Source organism: Chitinophaga agrisoli, from assembly GCF_008386695.1.
GTDB lineage: Bacteria > Bacteroidota > Bacteroidia > Chitinophagales > Chitinophagaceae > Chitinophaga > Chitinophaga agrisoli.
The window spans coordinates 1,106,434-1,126,638 of the sequence record NZ_VUOC01000004.1 but is presented as its reverse complement, the minus strand read 5'-3'; the positions used below and the strand labels follow the sequence as shown (position 1 = coordinate 1,126,638).

16 protein-coding genes are annotated in these 20,205 nt (G+C 52.6%); all 16 read left to right on the top strand.

Annotated features, from left to right (window positions below; genetic code table 11):
- Positions 1-39 precede the first annotated feature (39 nt).
- The 16 genes from wecB (F0L74_RS23610) to F0L74_RS23535 all read left to right on the top strand — a co-directional run bounded on the left by wecB (F0L74_RS23610) (position 40) and on the right by F0L74_RS23535 (position 20,172).
- The gene (gene wecB / locus F0L74_RS23610; RefSeq protein WP_149840375.1) at positions 40-1,239 is read left to right on the top strand and encodes a non-hydrolyzing UDP-N-acetylglucosamine 2-epimerase; all 1,200 of its coding nucleotides are present in this window, start codon (positions 40-42) and stop codon (positions 1,237-1,239) included.
- A 46-nt stretch (positions 1,240-1,285) separates the two neighbouring features.
- On the top strand, positions 1,286-2,797 hold the full coding sequence (locus F0L74_RS23605) for an oligosaccharide flippase family protein (protein ID WP_149840374.1): 1,512 nt from the start codon (positions 1,286-1,288) through the stop codon (positions 2,795-2,797).
- Positions 2,798-2,839: 42 nt separating this feature from the next.
- Positions 2,840-3,994, top strand: coding sequence for a polysaccharide pyruvyl transferase family protein (locus tag F0L74_RS23600; RefSeq protein ID WP_149840373.1), 1,155 nt, complete (start codon positions 2,840-2,842; stop codon positions 3,992-3,994).
- Entirely contained in the window at positions 3,991-5,133 is a 1,143-nt protein-coding gene (locus F0L74_RS23595; protein WP_149840372.1) for a glycosyltransferase, read from the top strand. The genes F0L74_RS23600 and F0L74_RS23595 overlap by 4 nt, the downstream gene beginning before the upstream one ends.
- Positions 5,126-6,556 carry a hypothetical protein gene (locus tag F0L74_RS23590; protein ID WP_149840371.1) on the top strand — a complete coding sequence of 477 codons (1,431 nt, stop codon included), beginning with the start codon at positions 5,126-5,128 and terminating at the stop codon, positions 6,554-6,556. Before F0L74_RS23595 ends, F0L74_RS23590 begins: the two co-directional genes overlap by 8 nt.
- A 2-nt stretch (positions 6,557-6,558) precedes the next feature.
- Positions 6,559-7,638, top strand: a complete 1,080-nt coding sequence (locus F0L74_RS23585) for a glycosyltransferase family 4 protein (RefSeq protein WP_188316132.1) — start codon at positions 6,559-6,561, stop codon at positions 7,636-7,638.
- A gap of 46 nt (positions 7,639-7,684) precedes the next feature.
- Positions 7,685-9,070, top strand: coding sequence for a chondroitinase-B domain-containing protein (locus F0L74_RS23580; RefSeq protein ID WP_149840369.1), 1,386 nt, complete (start codon positions 7,685-7,687; stop codon positions 9,068-9,070).
- On the top strand, positions 9,067-10,197 hold the full coding sequence (locus F0L74_RS23575; RefSeq protein ID WP_149840368.1) for a glycosyltransferase family 4 protein: 1,131 nt from the start codon (positions 9,067-9,069) through the stop codon (positions 10,195-10,197). The genes F0L74_RS23580 and F0L74_RS23575 overlap by 4 nt, the downstream gene beginning before the upstream one ends.
- Positions 10,198-10,206: 9 nt before the next feature.
- Positions 10,207-12,384 (top strand): bi-domain-containing oxidoreductase, encoded by a 2,178-nt coding sequence (locus tag F0L74_RS23570; protein WP_149840367.1) that lies wholly within the window; start codon positions 10,207-10,209, stop codon positions 12,382-12,384.
- 33 nt (positions 12,385-12,417) lie between these two features.
- Positions 12,418-13,536 carry a non-hydrolyzing UDP-N-acetylglucosamine 2-epimerase gene (gene wecB / locus F0L74_RS23565; protein WP_149840366.1) on the top strand — a complete coding sequence of 373 codons (1,119 nt, stop codon included), beginning with the start codon at positions 12,418-12,420 and terminating at the stop codon, positions 13,534-13,536.
- On the top strand, positions 13,533-15,437 hold the full coding sequence (locus F0L74_RS23560; RefSeq protein WP_149840365.1) for an alginate lyase family protein: 1,905 nt from the start codon (positions 13,533-13,535) through the stop codon (positions 15,435-15,437). Before wecB (F0L74_RS23565) ends, F0L74_RS23560 begins: the two co-directional genes overlap by 4 nt.
- A 34-nt stretch (positions 15,438-15,471) precedes the next feature.
- The gene (locus F0L74_RS23555) at positions 15,472-16,737 is read left to right on the top strand and encodes a glycosyltransferase family 4 protein (protein WP_149840364.1); all 1,266 of its coding nucleotides are present in this window, start codon (positions 15,472-15,474) and stop codon (positions 16,735-16,737) included.
- Entirely contained in the window at positions 16,724-17,341 is a 618-nt protein-coding gene (locus F0L74_RS23550) for a sugar transferase (protein ID WP_149840363.1), read from the top strand. Before F0L74_RS23555 ends, F0L74_RS23550 begins: the two co-directional genes overlap by 14 nt.
- 7 nt (positions 17,342-17,348) lie before the next feature.
- A complete protein-coding gene (locus F0L74_RS23545; RefSeq protein WP_246197798.1) occupies positions 17,349-17,978 on the top strand; it encodes an acetyltransferase in 630 nt (209 codons plus the stop codon).
- 113 nt (positions 17,979-18,091) lie between these two features.
- Positions 18,092-19,222 carry an aminotransferase class I/II-fold pyridoxal phosphate-dependent enzyme gene (locus tag F0L74_RS23540; protein ID WP_149840362.1) on the top strand — a complete coding sequence of 377 codons (1,131 nt, stop codon included), beginning with the start codon at positions 18,092-18,094 and terminating at the stop codon, positions 19,220-19,222.
- A 71-nt stretch (positions 19,223-19,293) separates the two neighbouring features.
- Positions 19,294-20,172, top strand: a complete 879-nt coding sequence (locus F0L74_RS23535; RefSeq protein ID WP_149840361.1) for an FkbM family methyltransferase — start codon at positions 19,294-19,296, stop codon at positions 20,170-20,172.
- Positions 20,173-20,205 lie beyond the last annotated feature (33 nt).

Below are 20,205 nucleotides of genomic sequence, written 5' to 3'. Positions count from 1 at the left end.
GCCGGATAGCTGTAAAAGATAATGCCAATGCCCGAACGGATGAAAATACTGATTGTTTTTGGGACCCGCCCTGAGGCCATTAAGATGGCCCCGCTCATCAGGGCCTTTGAAGCACAGCCGCGCCGCTTTCAGATCCAGGTATGCGTAACAGGCCAGCACCGCGAAATGCTGGACCAGGTACTAAAGATCTTTGACATAACGCCGGATTATGACCTCAATATCATGAAACACGGACAGGACCTCTACGATGTTACCTCCGGAGTGCTCATGGGCATGCGCCAGGTCCTGGAGCAGGCCGCGCCAGACATGATGCTGGTACATGGGGATACTACTACCTCCACCGCGGCAGCCATGGCGGCTTTCTATAAACAGATCCCCGTAGGGCATATAGAAGCCGGCCTCCGCACCCGTAATATCTACAGCCCCTGGCCGGAAGAAATGAACCGCAGTATCACAGGCCGGATCGCTACCCATCATTTTGCGCCCACTGCTACTTCCCGTAATAACCTGCTGGAAGAAGGCATACCATCCGCTCAGATCCATGTTACCGGTAATACGGTAATAGATGCCCTGTATCTGGTGCTGGATAAAATGCGCCAGCAGTCTGGTATACAACAGCAGGTAACGGCAGAACTGGCGTTACTGGGCCTGCCACTGGAGCGCCTGAAAGAATGGGGTACAGAAGGCGCTGGCAGCCGCCGTCTCGTGCTGATCACCGGCCACCGCCGCGAGAACTTTGGCGGGGGGTTCGCTAATATCTGCGAGGCCATCCGCGCCCTGGCGCAACAGTATCCGGATGTGGATTTTGTATACCCGGTGCACTTGAATCCCAACGTACGCAAACCCGTGGCGGAAATACTGCAGCAAGACCAGCCCGCTAATATCTATATCATACAACCGCTGGAATACCTGCCCTTTGTATACCTCATGAGCAAAAGTTATGTGGTGCTTACAGATAGCGGCGGCATACAGGAAGAAGCGCCGGGGCTGGGCAAACCGGTGCTGGTCATGCGGGATACCACAGAACGCCCGGAAGCAGTGCTGGCCGGTACCGTAAAGCTGGTGGGTACGGATAAGGAGATGATCATAAGCAGGCTGTCATTATTGTTATCATCTCCGGAGGAGTATGCAGCCATGCAAAAAGCGGTGAATCCCTATGGGGACGGACAGGCCTGCCGGCGTATTGTCGAGCATATTGCCCATAGCCTGGACCCGGCAATGATGCAGGCCGCCTTTTAACAACAAATAGGAAAAACTAGCAGACAGATAAAGCGATAGTCAGTTTATGTATGGAATACAGGAGAAGATAGCGCCATTGATGCCAAAGCGGTTACGCGCGGTGGTGAAGGATAATTTAAAGTCAAACCTGGCTAAGAAGATCTCCCAGGGGGTATTCTGGACCTTCTTTAGCACCGTGGTGTTCCGGGGGATCGTATTCCTTACTTCCATTTGCGTGGCCAGGATACTGAACAGGGGAGGGTTTGGCGAGTTTGGCATGGTAAGGTCCACCGTGGATATGTTTGTGGCGTTTGCAGGCTTTGGCCTGGGGTTGACCACTACCCGGTTTGTGGCGCAGTATAAGGCTACGGATAAGATAAAGACAGGCCGCATCATCCGCCTCTCTTCCTATGTATCATGGACGGTAGGCTCCATTGTTGGCCTGGCACTAATGGGCAGTGCGCAGCTGCTGGCGGATAAGTCGCTGCATGCGCCGGACCTGGCCAATGATCTGCGGTTTGGCGCGGTGGCCATCCTCTTTTATTCCATCAACGGCGCGCAGAATGGCACACTGGCCGGCTTTGAGGCCTTTAAAAGCGTGGCCCGTATGAATATGATCGCCGGGGTGGTCAACTTTCCCATTTCCCTGGTCTTAGCCTGGAAATTGGGCGTACAGGGCGCGGTAATAGGCCTGGCTACCAATGCGGTGATGATTGCCATAGTAGGGTTCTTTGAAGTAAGGAAAGTGGCCGCCCGGTTCGATATCAACGTAAATGAGCCCGGCGCTTTAAAGGAGTCTAAGATACTGACCAGTTTTAGCCTGCCGGCAGTGATCAGCAATATGCTGGTAGTGCCCGTTACCTGGTGCTGCAACGCCATGCTGGTAAAACAGCCGGATGGGTTTAAGGAGCTGGGCGTGTATAATGCCGGCCTCAATATGATGATCATGGTGAATGTGGTCAATAATATGCTGGGTCAGGTGCTGCTGCCCTATGCGGTGCAGAACTTCCAGACCCGCAACCGCAAGTTTGAGATGCTGAACAATATGATGCCCTGGGCCATAGGGATCATGATGGCGATGCCGTTTATGTTTATACCGGAAATTGGCGACCTGCTCTTTGGCAAAAGCTTCTCCGGTTCGGAATTGCACGCCACCATCATGATCATTATGATCAGCACCATCATACTCGCGCACCGGCAGGGCATTACGCGCAATTTTGCCGCCGGTAGCTATATGTGGTGGAGCATGCTCAGTAACGCTACCTGGGGGCTGGCAGCGCTTATTGTCATGTTCCTGCTTAAACATCAGGGCGCAGAAGGCAGGGCCGCCGCTTTTGGTGTGGCGTATGTGGTCAACACCGTCATATTTATCCCGTTCTTTTTTAAGAAAGGTTTATGCGATCGTGACTTTATCGCCGCTCCTGAGTCTATGGGCATTTGGGCATTGATCTTCATAAGCTTTACCACATTATATTTTATTACCGTAAGCAGCATACTGGTACGTGCCTTTATGCTGATCATTGTACTGGGACTGATATTTACACTACTGATAAGGTACTATAGAAAGTACGCTTCCTAAACCGGATACACCGTGTTATGAAATCGTAAAAGATTATCGTACATGGTGAAAAATAAATTGAAGGTATTGGTCAAGGGCGCCTATGGCCATGCCAATTTTGGTGACGACGCATTAATGTGGACCATTGAGCGCTTCTTTAATGACCAGTTCCCGGAACTGGACGTTTGGTTCAGCGCAGGCAATGAAGGGGACTATTGTGCAAAGCTGTTATCCAGGGCGGGCTTTATCAATTACAGCAAGCTAAAGGAAATGGAGGTGGATGTAATGGTGTATGGCGGCGGAACACAGTTCTTTTTATTCAATGGTAACAGATCCGGTATCAGGTACCATGCGCAGAACTTTACCCGTTTGCTGCGCTCCAATCCGGGCGTGCTGGTAAAAAAGATCCACCGGAAGCTATTCGGAACGCAGCTGGAAGGCATTAAGGCCGCACATGTGGCGGGGCTGGGACTTGGATTGGGGCCTTTCAACGACGATAACACCCGGGTAAAGGATATAAAACACCTGGTAAATAGCCTGGAGTACCTGTACGTACGGGACGAAGTATCGCTGGAATACTGTCACCAATGGTGCATGCACAAGGCAGGCCTGGGCGCGGATATCTGCTTCTCCAGCTATGGCACCGCAGGGGTGCTGCCATTAAACGGCTTTCATCCCAAAGGCCCCGGCGATAAAAGAAAGATCGGCGTGATCGTGCGCGATTGGGATCATGAGCAGGAAGGCAGGGCATATTACGAACCGCTGTTGAGGGCTATGGAGGAGATGAATGGCAACGATGAATTTGTCTTCATCATCTTCTCGCCGGTAAAGGATAAAATGTGGCGCCGGCTGCTGAGCGAGCGGAATAAACCGTATATATCATGGGATCCTGCAACACAGAGTATACCGGCCTTTATGGCGCAGCTCAATACGTTTGATGGATTCATTACCGCCCGGTATCACGGCGCTGTGTTTGCAGCCCTGCTGAATAAACCGGCCATCTGTATAGAGATAGAGCCCAAACTGGAGATCCTGACAGAACAGGTGCCGGAAATGCGCCTCTGGCGCAAGCCCTTCCGGAAAGAAGAACTAAAGGAACAAATGGACATTTTTTACAACCGGGAATTTGATTGCGCGGCCTCCGTGCAGCGGTTAAGGGACCGGGCAAACAATATGCTCACCGCATTTGCCCGGTATATGCATAAGATAGAAAAATGACAAAAAATATAAAAGACCTGATCGTTATTTTCAAAGGTAATATCACCCAATCGCCGCCGCAGCTAAACTTCCTGCAGTCGGCCAATGACCTTGGCATACGCCTGCGGCTCATCTGTGCGGATGTGGCGGCAGATACCCTGCAATACCTGCAGGGTAGTTGCCCGCGCCTGGAAGTCATCAACCTCGATATACGCGCCAAAGGCAAAGACCGCTTCAGTAAGCTGGCCTACTGGTATAAATTCCGCAAAAGGGTATGGGACTACCTGAAACGCCAGGCCGGCAGTTACGATGCGCTCTGGATAGGTTCCGCGGATACGGCTCTCTGCCTGGGCAAAAAACTGCAGCAGGAGGTATACTACCTCAACGTGCTGGAACTGTATGATACCCTGCCCTGGCACCGTAAGCTCCTCAGGAACTACGCCCGCAATGCGCTGGCGGTAGTAGTGCCGGAATATAACCGGGCCTGCATTTTCCGCACCTGGTGGGGCTTGCGTAAAACGCCTTTTATCCTGCCCAATGCCCCCTACAATATTGAGGTGGTGCAGAAGGAAGATATGGCGCAGCGTTACCAGGAGATCATCAGCAACCTGGAACAACAGAGCCGCGGCCGAAAGATCATCCTGTACCAGGGCCTTATCACGCCGCGCCGCCGGCTGGATGAAATAGCCGCTGCCGTAGGCCGCCTCTCCGGGGAGGATTACCTGTTTGTTGTGCTGGGCCCACAATACGAAAATTATGTGGAGCAGCTGAAAGCGGTGAACCCAGCTACCATCTGGATCCCGGCCATCCCCGCGCCCTACCACCTGATCATTACACAAATGGCCTATATAGGCATCGTAGTATACAACTACACCAACCTTAATAACATCTTTTGCGCGCCCAATAAGATCTGGGAATACTCCTATGTATCCAAGCCTATGATCTGTAACGATATACCGGGCCTGCGCTTTACCGTAGAATACAATAAGGCCGGCGTTTGTATCAATACAGAAGACATAGAAAGCGTAGTGGGCGCCATCCGTAAAATAGATGGCCAGTACACGGACTATACACGCAAAGCAAACGAGTTTTTTTCACTAAGCCGGTATAAGGATACCGTGTCTGAAATTTTAACCAGTAAAACAGTAGCCGTTGAATAACCTGGTATTCTATAGTCTCAATGCATTGCTCCTGGGCATCGCCTTCTGGGGCGATCATGAGTTCCTGTTCAGGAATTCATGGTGTTTTTACTTTATACAGCTGGGATTATTCCTCATCCATTCAAGTAAGTCCTCCAACAAATCATTCCTCTTTCTTACGCCTTCATTCATAACGCTCTTATACCTGAACCTCAATTTCGCCGCAGGGGAGTATGCTATTTCCAGGAATTACGGTATGTCTGATACCTACTATGTAGCGGTACAAACGGCCCGCCATCTGGACTATATCACCGCTTATTTCCTGGGCTGCAACCTGCTGGTATATATGGCTATCCCAGCCTGGCTCATAAAAGGCAGGAAGCCAACAGCACCGGCGCCGCCGCCACCAATGCGCTGGATCATGGTAAGCAGTAATAAAGGGTATTTTATCATTAGCTGTCTGGCCCTGTTGGGGCTCAGCTTTGCAAACATAAACCTGTCCTTCCTGGGTGGGAGCGGCAATTTTAGCTATGTGTTCCAGGTGGCGATAGCCATTCCGTTATGTTTTATGCTGGCCATAGAAGGCAAAAAGTACCGCTGGCCTTTATACCTGTTGATGATTGGGCTGTTCCTGGCTGGCCACTATGGCTCCAAACGGGAGATACTGTTCATCCTCATCCTCATCTTCCTGGCAGAAGTAGTGCGGGGCTGGATCCGGCTGGACCTCTCCTTCAAAAAATGGATCCTGTTTGGCGTGCTGGGAGCAGGCGTATTCTATATCATCATCCTTTCATCCCTGCTGCGCGGTTATGGTGGTTATAATGTAAAAGGCGTATGGGATGCTACTAAGTATGTGAGCGTGTACATGAACGAGGACTATTTTAAGGATGCATTGGTCAGCAACCTGGAAGTAGGCGCCGTATACGGCAATTCTGCCAATGGCGCCGGGTACATCTTTGACGGGCATACCCGTCTCCTCAGAGGCAGCACATTTGCAAAGGTCTTATTCATACCTATACCCCGCTCCGTTTATCCCAATAAACCCAGAAGCATGGTAGACATCTATACGGCTAAGTTTGTGCCCGCCTTCCGGCGCGATGGGGGCTCCCTGCCTATAGTGCTCTACGGCGAAGTATTATGGAACTTCCACTTGCTGGGCTTACCGCTGCTTTTTCTCTTCTACCGTTATTTTAATCTGTGGTGTTATACCGCCTTTACCCAGCTCAGGCAAGGCGTATTGTCATTCAGGAATATGAGCGCGGTTTTTCTGTTCATCACCTTCATTCAGTTCGTGCGCGGTTCCGGTCTGGATATGTGGCTACTCTATTATTTCGTAGCTATGCCGGCCATATGGATCCTGTATCTCGTACTGAAGAACTGGTATTTTCTCACCTTGAAGGATAGCAGGCAAACAGCGCATAGTGTTGTACCATTAAATGTATGATAATGTCCAACAGGAAGGTATTGATCCTGCAAACTGTGATTACGCATTACAGGGTGCCGCTGTTCAATTTCATCGGCAGCCATCCTGGTATTAGCTTAACAGTGGCTTACGACAAAAAGATGGAACGTGCCAACTGCCGCCTCGACCCGGCAAAGATGGCCTTTGATGTAATAGCGTATGAAAAAGCCAAATTCCTGGGTCCCCTGCAAAAGATCCGCGACCTGCGCGCATTGACGGCAGGTTATGATGTGGTCATCTTCCAGGGCGATCTGCACCTGGTGGTACCTATCATTTCCTCACTGGTGCCCAGCAAACGGCAAAAGGTCTATTGCTGGGGTATTGGCCTCTCTTCTTCAAACGGCCTGCGCGAAAGGCCCCTGGCGGATAAGATCCGGTATTGGCTCAATGACTGGTCAGATGGCACCATCCTGTACTCCGCGCATGTAGCGGAGATCTACCGCCGCCGCGTATCACGCCCTAATAAGGTGTATGTGGCGCACAACTCCATAGAGGTGCAGCATTTCCCGTTTTCAGACGAGAAACGCACCCGTATTGTATCCCTGGGCACTTTTAAAAAGAACAAACGGCTGCCGGACCTGGTAACCGCATTTGCCAATATTATTAACCGCATACCGGAGGAGATCACGCTCGATTTTATTGGCGATGGGGAAGACGGCCCGCTCTTACAACAAATGGCACAGGAACGGGGTATAACGGAACGGGTGATCTTCCACGGCAGAATAGAGGAGGACGCTAAGATCTGGCCCATCCTGAAAAATGCGCTCGTATCCGTATCGCCCACACAGGCCGGCCTGAGCGTATTACACGCCATGGCCATGGGCTGCCCCTTCCTTACTTCAGTAAACGCCGTCACCGGCGGCGAAAAGTTTAACATAACAGATAATCGCACCGGCTACTATTATAATGGCGAAATAAACGACCTGGAAAACAAGCTGTTACAGATCATCCGGGACCCCCTGGCTAACCAGCGGGTGGCCTACAACGCCTATGTATACTACCACGGCAAGCGCCGGGTAGAGCAAATGGCGCAATCATTGATCGAGGTCATCCTGCAGGATTAAGACCAGTCCTGCGGAAACAGTATTGATGACGTAAAAAACTAATGAGATGTACAAGTTTTCATGGAGAACCAGGTGTAAATGGATTGTAACGTTTTTGCTGACGGCAGGCTGCTGCTGGCAGGCAAACGCGCAGAATGAGGTGGTCATCACCGCCAAAGCCGGCCAGACAGTGAACCTGCAGGCCAGCTATCAGGATAATGATGTATTGCTCATACAGGGCGGCGGTACCGCCGCCAGCCCCGCTGTAGTGGATGGCGGCGGTAAAACAGTGCTTACCGGCAATAACCAGCTGTACCTGCTGGGCAAATACATTATTGTGCAGAATATAAAAGTGCAGAACCCCAATCTGGAACAGGGTATCCGCTCCGTAGTATCCTTCCGCTATAAAAAGACCACAGGTAACAACTGCACCCTCCGCAACGTGCAGTTTGTGCAGGACCCGGGGCAGGTATCCCCGCATTCTTATTCCTGGCTCGAAGTATTTGGCCAGAACAATATGGTCACCGGTTGCCTCTTTAAAGGCAAAACCAACCGTAATCCCATTGTGCATGTAGATGTGGATGATGACCAGCCGGATAATAATATACTGTCCAATAACACCTTTACAGATGTGCCGGTGCATCCCGGCGAGGCCCTGGAGGCTATCCGCATTGGCCTGGGCCACGGTGTTTCCGGCGCCATGGTAAAGGATAATATCTTCCGCAGGTGTTTTGGCGATTCAGAAACGCTTAGCTGTAAATCCAGCGGTAATACGATGTCCGGCAACTATTTCGTGGACTGCCGCTCCGGTATCTCCCTGCGCGGCGGCAATAATGATATCGTCACAGATAACCGCTTCTATAACACTAAGAACGCGTTACGTATGGCCGGCAGCGGTCATAAAATAACCAATAATTACTTCTTCAATGCGCCGGTATCTACTTCCAACGGCGGCCTGGTGCTGATGGTAGGCGGTGATCCCCGGGGCTGTGGTTATGGCACGGTGGCGGATGTGACCATTGAAGACAATGTATTCGTAAACCATCTGGGGCTGCGGGTATTAAAAGCCGGCGAACAGTGTAATGACTATCCCCGCAATATCATATTCCGGCAGAACAGGTTTATGAACGCCAAACAGGTCTTTGAACTGAAAGATACTTCCGTGGCAGACTTTGGCCCGGACATTACAAAGAACCTGAACGCGCCGGCTGCACAAGCACTCTCACGCTCCGTGGGGCCGCCTGCTAAAAAGGTAGCGCCGGAAACGCAGCGCCTTACCATAGAAACCTATCAGAACGGTAAGGCCATGTTCAGCAATTGCGATTTTGGCGCAAGCTTCTTTTCGCCTAATGCGAAAGGGGATGCGGGGGATAAAAGCAAAGTGCAGGATGTACAGCAAAAGATAAATGAGATCCGTGGTCCCGGAAAGAACAATAAAAGTAAAAGCCAATGATCCTGGGTATTGACTGCTCAAACATACGCGCCGGCGGCGGCATTACGCATATCAGCAACATCCTGCGGTATGCGGAGCCTGCCCGTTATGGCTTTGAGAAAGTGGTGGTATGGGGCGGCGCCCAGCTGCAGCAGCTGCCGGATCTGCCCTGGATCGATAAACAGCTGGTACCGGAAATGAATGGCCCTGCCTTTAAAGTGCAGTTATGGAAAATGAACCACTTTAACAAAGCCCTGCGCCGGCATGGGGTAGATGTGCTGCTGGCGCCCGGCGGTACGTATGCAGGCAGATTCCGGCCTTATGTAAGCATGTCGCAGAATATGCTGGTATTCGAAAAACAGGAGCGCGACCGTTTCCCCTTTTCGCTGAACAAGTTGCGTTACCTGGCGCTGAATGTATTACAAACACGTTCTTTCAGCCATGCGCAGGGTATCATCTTTATCTCGCGTTATGCGCGGGATTATATCCTGCACAGCGTACCGCAGCTGAAGGAAAAACAGCATACGGTCATCTATCACGGCGTATCCGCCCGCTTTCAGCAGGCGCCCCGTGCACAGCGGCCCGTTGCGGCTTTTAGTGCACAGCAGCCTTTTAAGATCCTGTATGTGTCCATCATCAACTATTATAAACACCAGTTGGTGCTCATGGATGCCGTAGAGCAGCTGCACCGCAAAGGCTACCATATTTCGCTGGAGCTGGTAGGCCCCCTGAACCCGGCCCTGGAAAAAGCCTTCCGGGAAAAGCTGCAGCAGCTGGGCCATTGTGTAAAATATGCGGGTAAGATCGGGTATGAGCAGATCAATGCCACCTACCAGCAGGCAGACCTGTTTGTGTTTGCCTCCACCTGCGAGAACATGCCCAACATATTGGTAGAGGCCATGTCTGCCGGCCTGCCCATCCTGTCATCCAGCTATGGGCCTATGCCGGAGATCCTGCAGGAAGCAGGCGATTATTTTGACCCTACCAATGTAGCAGATACCACCCGCCAGCTGGAGGCCCTGCTGCTGGACCAGCAACGGCGGGAGCACATTGCGCAGGCGGCCTTTGAAAAAGCGAAGCAGTTTTCCTGGGAAAGCGCTTCCAACGAAACACTATCATTCCTGCATGGCATAGCCAGGCATAATTAAATATAAAAAATGAAGCAACTGATCCAATCCTTCAAGACAGGCGCCACCATCCTCGAAGAGGTGCCCGCCCCACAGGTAAGCCGGGGCGGCATACTCATACAGACCAGCCGCAGCCTCGTATCCCTGGGCACAGAGCGTATGCTGGTGGAGTTTGGCAAGGCCAACCTGGTACAGAAGGCGCGCCAGCAGCCGGAAAAAGTAAGACAGGTGCTGGACAAGATCAAAACAGACGGTTTAATGCCTACCCTGGAAGCGGTGTTCAATAAGCTGGAACAGCCCCTGCCCCTGGGCTATTGTAACGTAGGCAAGGTGATAGCCGTAGGAGAGGGCGTAACGGAATTTAAACCCGGCGACCGCGTGGCCTCCAATGGCCCGCACGCGGAGTTTGTAAGTGTGCCCAAACACCTGGCGGCCCGCGTACCGGATGATGTGTCAGACGATGAAGCCGCATTTACCGTGATAGGCGCTATTGGCCTGCAGGGCATTCGCCTGTGCAACCCCACTTTTGGAGAGACCATCGTAGTGATAGGCCTGGGTCTTATAGGCCTCATTACCGCAGAGCTGCTGGTCGCCAACGGCTGCCGTGTAATAGGCGTAGACCTGGATCCGGCCAAGCTGGAGATAGCCCGTGCAAAAGGTATCATCGCCATTAGCCCGGCTACCGGTACAGATGTGGTGAAGTACATAACGGAGCTCACCAACGGCGTGGGCGCAGATGGGATCATTATCACCGCCTCCGCTAAAACAGACGATATCATCGCCCAGGCGGCTACCATGAGCCGCAAACGCGGCCGCATCATCCTCGTAGGGGTGGTAGGCCTGCATATAAACCGGGCCGCTTTTTATGAAAAGGAGCTCAGCTTCCAGGTTTCCTGTTCCTATGGCCCCGGCAGGTATGATGAGGGCTATGAGCAAAAAGGCCAGGACTACCCGCTGCCTTTTGTCCGCTGGACCGAGCAACGTAATTTCGAAGCGGTGCTGCAGGCCATTGCTACCTGCAAACTGCGCGTAGCCTCCCTTATCACGGAAAAAGTACCGCTGGAAGACTACCGGCAGATCTACGAGCACATTGGCCAGAGCCGCTCCATCGCCTCTATACTGGTCTACCCGCAAAATACCCCGCATACGCCCGTGGTACAGATTGTGCCGGAAGCTTCCTTTGCGGGTACCAAAGGCGTGCTGGGTATTATTGGCGCGGGCAACTTCACAAAAATGACCATGCTGCCGGCCTTGCAAAAAGCAGGCGCGCGCATCAAGTATATTGCCAGCGCCAGCGGCGTTACCGGCACCGCGCTGGCCCGCAAGCACCGCATTGCCATCAGCACCACCAACCATAACGAGCTGCTGCAGGATCCGGAAGTGGATGCAGTGCTCATCACCACCCGGCATAATACCCACGCGTCTATGGTCATACAGGCGCTGCAGGCAGGCAAACATGTATTTGTAGAGAAACCGCTGGCCCTTACCCGCGATGAGCTGGAGGCCATACAACGGGCCTATAAAGGCCGCATAACATTAACGGTGGGTTTTAACCGGCGCTTTTCGCCACACGCGCGGCAGGTAAAAGAACTGGTAGGTAATGCCGCCATGAACGTGGTGGCCACCATGAATGCCGGATCTATTCCCGCCAGCACCTGGGTGCATGACCCCAAAGTAGGCGGTGGCCGTATCATTGGCGAAGCCTGCCATTTTATAGACCTCATCACTTATTTCACCGGCAGCCGGGTAAAGGCCGTATGTATGAATGCCATGGGCCTGCATCCTTCCTCCACCACAGACAATGCTACCATACTGCTCAGGTATGAGAACGGCGCTACCGGCGTCATAAACTATTTTGCCAACGGCTCCAGGGCTTATGCTAAAGAAAGGATAGAGGTATATACACAGGAGCGTACCGCCATTATTGACAATTTCCGCGTTACACAGGGTTACGGCTTTAAAGGCTTCTCCAAACTAAAGACCTCCCTGGATAAGGGCCACTCCGCCCAGTTCCGCCTCTTTGCAGAACGGGTACAGCAAGGCGGCCCCTCCTTAATACCTTTTAATGAGATCGTAAACACCACCCTGGCCAGTTTTGCGGCCATAGAAAGCCTGCAGCAAGGCGGCTGGGTATCATTACAGCCACCATCGGACAACGAGGAACCAGGGGATATTATGTATGTCAACGGCGCTCAGCTCAAAGCGTAAATACATCAATTGAAAAACTAAAACAGGTACGGGATGAACATTACCATCATTGCAGGGGCACGGCCCAACTTTATGAAGATTGCCCCCATCATCAGCGCGCTGGAAGAAAAACAGCAGCAAGGCTACAATATCAGCTACCGCCTGGTGCACACCGGCCAGCATTACGATGCCAACATGAGTCAGTCATTTTTTGAGCAGCTGGGTATTCCGCAGCCGCATGTAAACCTCGAAGCCGGCGGCGGCTCGCAGGCGGAACAAACCGCCGGCATTATGACCCGCTTTGAAAAAGAGCTGGCGGCCAACCCGGCGCAGCTGGTGCTGGTGGTGGGCGATGTTACCTCTACACTGGCCTGCTCCATCGTGGCAAAAAAGATGCACGTAAAAGTAGCCCATGTGGAAGCGGGTATCCGCTCCGGCGATATCACCATGCCGGAAGAGATCAACCGCATGGTCACAGACGCCATTACAGACTACTTCTTCACTACTTCAGAAATAGCAAATGCCAACCTCCGTAAAGAGGGCAAGTCAGAAGACCAGCTCTTTTTTGTTGGCAATACCATGATAGATACCCTGCTCAAACACCGGCATCGCTTTACCGCGCCGCCCGTATGGGAGCAGGCTGGCCTGCAGCCGGGCCATTACCTGGTCATGACCCTGCACCGCCCCGCTAATGTGGATGAGGAGCAGAACCTGGCCCTGCTGATCAACGAGATCATGCAGAACAACCACGGCTTGCCAGTCATCTTCCCCGTACATCCCCGCACGGCCAAACAGCTGGAGCGTATTGCGGTTGCACAGCCCCGCCTGCACCTTACGCCGCCCATGAGTTACCTGGAGTTCAATTACCTGGTAGAACATGCCAAAGCGGTGATCACAGACAGCGGCGGTATTACAGAAGAAACCACGGTAATGGGCGTGCCCTGCATGACCCTCCGCGACTCTACAGAACGGCCGGAGACCTGTACCCTGGGCACCAACGCCCTCTTAGGCACAGACCCCGCTGCGTTAAAGCCTGCCATGGATAAACTGTTTGCCGGCCAATGGCAGAAAGGCGGCATTCCCCCCATGTGGGACGGCCATACCGCCCAGCGTATTGCTGAACACCTGGTAACGCTTTTTGCCCTGGAAGCTAAAACCGCCACCGTAGCATGAGCCGCTGGAGCACACTACGCAGCGGCGTGAGCGTAGCCCGCAATATGGGCTGGCGCTACATGGCCTTCCGCTCTGTATATGAGCTGCAGCGCAAAAGCGGCCGTTTGCGCAAACAATTCCCGCAGGATCCGCCTTTCCGCCGCTATCTTTCCCTGGAAACATGGAAGGCCCAGCCGGTGCGCTTCTTCTTCCAAAGCAGGGAAGCGCTGGCCATGCCACGCCAACCGCAGCCCGCGCTGGCAAAAAGATACCAGCAGCTGCGCCAGGGATGGTTCTCCTTCTTCAGTGGCCCCATGGTACAATTGGACCAGCCCTATAACTGGATGCGGCACCCCCAGACCGGCTACCTATACAATGCGTCACAGCACTGGAGCCTGGTCAACGATTACTCCAGCGATGCCGGCGATATCAAGTACGTATGGGAAAAAGCGCGTTTTGCCTTCCTGTACGATATTATCCGCTACGACTATCATTTTAACGAGGATTGCGCCGCCTATGTATTCCAGGAAATACTGTCCTGGATAGACGCCAACCCGGTGAACAGCGGCCCGCATTATAAATGCAGCCAGGAGATTAGCCTGCGCGTATTGAACTGGACCTTTGCCCTTTGCTATTACCGCAACGCCCCGGCGCTGACGACAGCTGTGTTTGATAAGATCCAGTTTGCCATCTACTGGCAGCTGCACCATGTGTACCATAACATCAACTTCTCCCGCATAGCGGTAAGAAATAATCATGCCCTCACAGAAACGCTGGCCCTTTACCTGGGCGGCCTGTTGTATCCCGCGCTGCCCGGCGCTGCTGCCTGGAAAGCAGACGGCAAGGCCTGGTTTGAACAGGAAATAGCCTACCAGGTATACGAGGATGGTACCTTCCTGCAATTCTCCATGAACTACCACCGCGTGGTAGTTCAGCTGCTTACCTGGGCGTTGCGCCTCGGAGCGCTGAATGGGGAACAATGGAGTGAGGACCTGAAAGAAAAAGCCCGCCGTTCCCTGTTGTTCTTGCGCGTGAGCATGAACGACGGGGACGGATGGCTGCCAAACTATGGCGCTAACGACGGCGCTTTGTTCTTCCGCCTGAATGAACAGCATTACCGCGACTATCGCCCGCAACTGCAGGCGCTGGCCGCGCTCCTGGATCTGGACTCTGGTTTCCCGGAACAATATGAGGACGGCTATTGGTATGGTAAAACAGCCGTAACAGGCGCCATGCCCGTGCTGCACCCCGCCAGGTCCTGTTACAGTTTTCCCGCTGGCGGCTATTATGTTTGCCGGGAACCGGATACACTTACTTTTCTGCGCTGCGGCAACCACAAAGACCGGCCCTCCCAGGCAGATAACCTGCACCTGGACATCTGGTACCACGGAAAGAACATCCTGCTGGATGCCGGCAGCTATAAGTACAACACAGATGAGCGCACCCTGCGTTACTTCATGGGCACCGCCTCCCATAACACGGTCATGCTGGATGATCATGACCAGATGGAAAAAGGCCCGCGCTTTATCTGGTATGACTGGACACAGTGTAACAACGCTGCCCTCTATGAAACGGCAGAGGAGTATATCTGGGAAGGCAGTATCAGCGCATTCCGGCACATAGGTAAAGCCATCCGCCACCAGCGCCGTATCCGCAAACGTAAAGGCTTCCCCATCTGGATCATTGAGGATGAGGTGCTGCACAAACCAGCAGGACTGCACCTGCGCCAGCTATGGCATACCACCGCGCCGGAACGGCTGCACTGTCGCGCAACAGACAGCGCAGGCAATATACTGCTGCCCGTTGGCGGTGATGGAAAACACGCCCCCTTATACGGCGTAATGGAAGATAGCCGGGAGATCATTTTCACAACAGACCAGGATCGTATCGTAACAGAATTGATCATCAACAATCATCCGTGATTCGCATCAAACGCAAATCATTAAAAGCCAGCAAATGAATATCCTCTTAATACATCAGTATTTTCTGGAAGAAGACGATCCCGGAGGCTCCCGCTGGAATGAGATCACCCGCGCCTGGACAGCCGGTGGGCACACCGTAACCGTGCTGGCCGGCATGATGCATTACAACGGCTCAGAAAAACGCGCAGAATATAAAGGCCGTTATTTTAAACAAAAACAGCAGGGAGCTGTTAATGTGTGGCGCTGCCATGTGTCAGAATCATATAACAGGAACTTCCTGGGCAGGTTATGGGGGTACTTTTCTTTTATGTTCTTTTCCCTTTGGGCGGGGTTATTCAAGGCAAAAGGCCGTTACGATGTAGTAGTGGTTACCTCGCCGCCTTTATTTGTAGGCATCTCCGGTTACCTGGTATCCCGTCTTAAACGTACGCCTTTTGTATTTGAGGTGCGGGACCTCTGGCCGGAATCCGCCATCGATACCGGCGTTTTAAAGAACCGGCTTATCATCCGCCTGGCTTATGCGGTGGAAAAGTTCATCTACAAAAAAGCAACGCTTATCAATGTGCTTACGCCGGCCTTTTACAACACGCTGCGCGATCAGAAACAGGTGCCGGAAGAGAAGCTGATCTTTATCCCCAATGCGGCAGACTTCTCCCTGTCGGACAATTTGATGGCCAGTTTTGATCCGGTGGGTTTCCGCCGTATGCATGGCCTCGAAGGCCGTTTTGTGATCACCTATGTAGGTGCGCATGGCGTGGCCAACCACCTGGAACAGCTGCTGGATGCGGGCAAACAATTGGAAGATACGCCCGTGCTGTTCCAGCTTATTGGCCAGGGAATGGAAAAGAACCGCCTGCAGCAACTGGCAAGGGAACGGCAGGTAAACAATGTGCTGTTCCTGGATGCGGTGCCAAAACAGGAGGTGTTCAAGTACATACTGGCCTCAGATATGGGCGCCTCTGTACTAAAGAAGGTGGATACTTTCAAGACCGTATATTCTAACAAGACCTTTGATTACATGGCCTGCAAAAAGCCCATCCTCATGGCGATAGATGGCGTATCGCGGGAGCTGGTGGAAAAAGCGGCGGCAGGTTGTTATGTAGAGCCGGAGAATGCGGCAGAGTACAGCCGCGTCATCCGCCAGTACCTGCAGGACCCCGCCCGCCTGGCACAGGAGGGGGAGAACGGCTTCCGGTATGCAAAGGAGAATTTTGACAGACAGGTATTGGCTACGCGCTACCTGGATCTGATACAACAGAAAGTAGTTAAAAACAGGATAGCCGCTAATGCATGGGTATAACAATATCATAAAACCACTGCTGGACAGGCTGCTGGCGTTGGTAGCCCTCATCCTGCTATCGCCGGTATGGCTGGTGCTAACGCTGTTGTTATGGTTTAACAACAGCGGTAAGCCCTTCTTCTTTCAGCAACGGCCCGGGCTGCAGGGCCGGGTGTTCCGCGTTATTAAGTTCCGCACCATGACGGATCAGCGGAATGCACGCGGAGAGCTGTTGCCGGATGAGCAGCGCCTTACCGCCCTGGGCGCCCTGGTGCGCAGAACATCGCTGGATGAGATACCGCAGCTGCTCAATGTGCTCAGGGGCGATATGAGCCTGGTAGGCCCCCGGCCGCTGCTGGTGGAATACCTGCCGCTTTATAACCCGCAGCAGCGCAGGCGGCATAATGTACGTCCCGGCATCACCGGCTGGGCACAGGTGAATGGCAGGAATGCCATCAGCTGGGAACAGAAATTTGAATACGATGTGTGGTATGCGGATAATGTGAGCTGGCGCCTGGATTTGAAGATAATGTGGTTAACCATTGCCAGGGTTTTCCGCTCAGAAGGGATCAGTCAGGAAGGACATGCCACTATGCAGAAGTTTACCGGTAATACTGTTATTTAAATTAATTATGGACAACATTTATCTGATAGGGGCCAGCGGCCATGGGAAAGTGATCGCAGAGATCCTCGAAAACAATGGCGCCACCATATCAGGCGTGTTCGATGATGATCCGGCACGCCAGCAATTATTGGATTACCCGGTGCTGGGGCCCTTTGACGCCGCTAAATATCCCAAAGACAAACAAGTGATCATCTCTATTGGTAACAACCGTATCCGTAAAAAGAAAGCGCGCGAGCTGGACACCAGCTTCGGTACCGCCATCCACCCGTCCGCCAATATCTCTGCCCGCAGCCGCGTAGGCGAAGGCTCCGTAATAATGGCCGGCGTAAGTATTAACTGTAATTCCGTGATAGGGAAACACAATATCCTTAACACCAACTGCTCCATAGATCATGACTGCGTATTGGGCGATTTTGTGCACGTTTCTCCCAACGCCGCGCTGGCAGGTAATGTAAGGATAGGGGAGGGCACCCAGATCGGGATTGGCGCCTGTGTGATACAAGGCCTTATCATCGGCAAATGGGTCACCATTGGCGCCGGTACCGTAGTCATCACAGATGTGCCGGATCATGCCGTGATCGTAGGCAACCCCGGGCGCATCATCAAATACAACCAGGCCGTACCAGATACTTTATAACCTGGTAACCAACCAAACATCGCATGGCATAACACGCACCGCATGGCATAGTAAACATAGCATGGCCCCGCCCCACAGAACCGCTGCATTGATAATTAGAAATTGATAATTCCATGAGAGAAAAGATATGGCTATCATCCCCCCATATGGGCACTAAGGAACGGGAATTTGTGACAGATGTTTTTGATAGTAACTGGATAGCTCCCCTGGGGCCTTATGTGGATGGTTTTGAAAAAGACCTGGCCACTTTTACCGGCGCAGGGCACGCCGCGGTATTATCCTCCGGCACCGCCGCCCTGCACCTGGCGTTGATACTGCTGGGGGTAGAAAAAGGGGATGAGGTTATCTGCCAGAGTATGACCTTTTCCGCATCCGCCAATCCCATCGTATACCAGGGCGCTACCCCTGTGTTTATAGACAGCGAGGAAGATACCTGGAATATGGACCCGCAACTGCTGGAAACCGCCATACAGGACCGGCTGTCAAAAGGCCGTAAGCCCAAAGCCATTATCCCCGTGCATTTATACGGCATGCCCGCAAAAATGGATGAGATCCTGGCGGTGGCCGCTAAGTACGATATACCGGTGATAGAAGACGCGGCAGAAGCATTGGGCTCCCTGTATAAGGGACGGCCCTGCGGTGCGCTGGGCCGCATGGGGATCCTTAGCTTTAACGGCAACAAGATCATTACTACCAGCGGCGGCGGCGCCCTGCTGGGCAATGAGGAAGACCTTATAAAAATGGCCCGGTTCCTGGCCTGCCAGGCCAGGGATCCGGCCCCGCATTACCAGCATAGCCATATTGGCTTTAACTACCGTATGAGTAATATATGCGCTGGTATAGGCCGCGGACAGATGCTGGTGTTGCCGGCCCGCATAGCGCAACGCCGCGCCAACTATGCGCATTATGTAGAACAGCTGGCCGCTTTGCCAGGCGTTGGTTTTTTACCAGAACCGGAGGGCAGCTCCAGCAACCGCTGGCTCTCCACTATCCTGGTAGATCCGGTGCTAAGCCGCGGCATTACCCGCGAGACCATCCGCCTGGCCCTGGAAAAAGAGAATATAGAAGCCCGGCCCTTATGGAAACCCATGCACCTGCAACCGGTATTTGCAGGCGCCCCCGCCTACGTGAACGGTACAGCTGCAAGGCTGTTTGATACCGGCTTATGTTTACCAAGTGGATCAAACCTTAGTATACAGGACTTACAAGACGTAACAGACCTGATAAATAACCTTTGGGATTAATACTGCCAATTGTGTATCAATATCCGGCCGGCAGTCCGGGACGCATTTTATAACTGCATGAAACCTATTTTATGAGCCTGATCAACACCCTCAAATTCATCGTTGAACATCCCCTCAACCGCGGCAACAAATTTGGCGCCCTGGCCCGTTTCGTAAAGTGGCAGATAGGCGCCAGGTTAATGCCTTACCCGATCATCTACTCGTTTACAACAAAATCTAAACTGGTAGTAGAAAAGGGTATGACCAGCGCTACAGGGTCCGTGTATTGCGGCCTGTACGAATTTAATGATATGGCTTTCCTGCTCCATGTCCTGCGGCAGGAAGACCTTTTTATCGATGTAGGGGCCAATATTGGCATGTACACCATCCTGTCTGCAGCCCACCTGGGGGCAGATACAGTGGCAGTAGAGCCTATCCCCGCTACTTTTTCCCATCTTAACCGCAATATTGCGCTCAATAGCATAGCCAGGCGGGTACGCGCTTTCAATATTGCGCTGGGTGCGGAAAAAGGAACAGTGTCCATCACCAGTCACCTGGGTAATGCCAACCATATTGCTACCGCAGATGATGACAATATCATCGAAGTAGAAGTGGATACCCTGGATCATATACTGGCAGACCTGTTCCCCGCTATCATGAAGATAGACGTGGAAGGTTTTGAGACGGCCGTGCTGGCAGGCGCGGATGAAACGCTGAGGAAACAGTCGCTCAAAGCCATTATTATTGAGCTTAACGGATTAGGCGCGCGTTTTGGTTATGATGAAGATAAGGTGCGCGCTTTGCTGAATGGGCACGGTTTCCGGCCCTACACCTACGATCCGTTCATACGCAAGCTCATCGCATCGCCGGCTTCCGTTAAGCACAATATGATCTACATCAGGGATATACCATATGTAGAACAAAGGATTAAAACAGCAGAAAAAGTATATTTAAGGAATAAGCTGATTTAAGTATAATAAGCCAATTTTAGTGTATAGCTGATC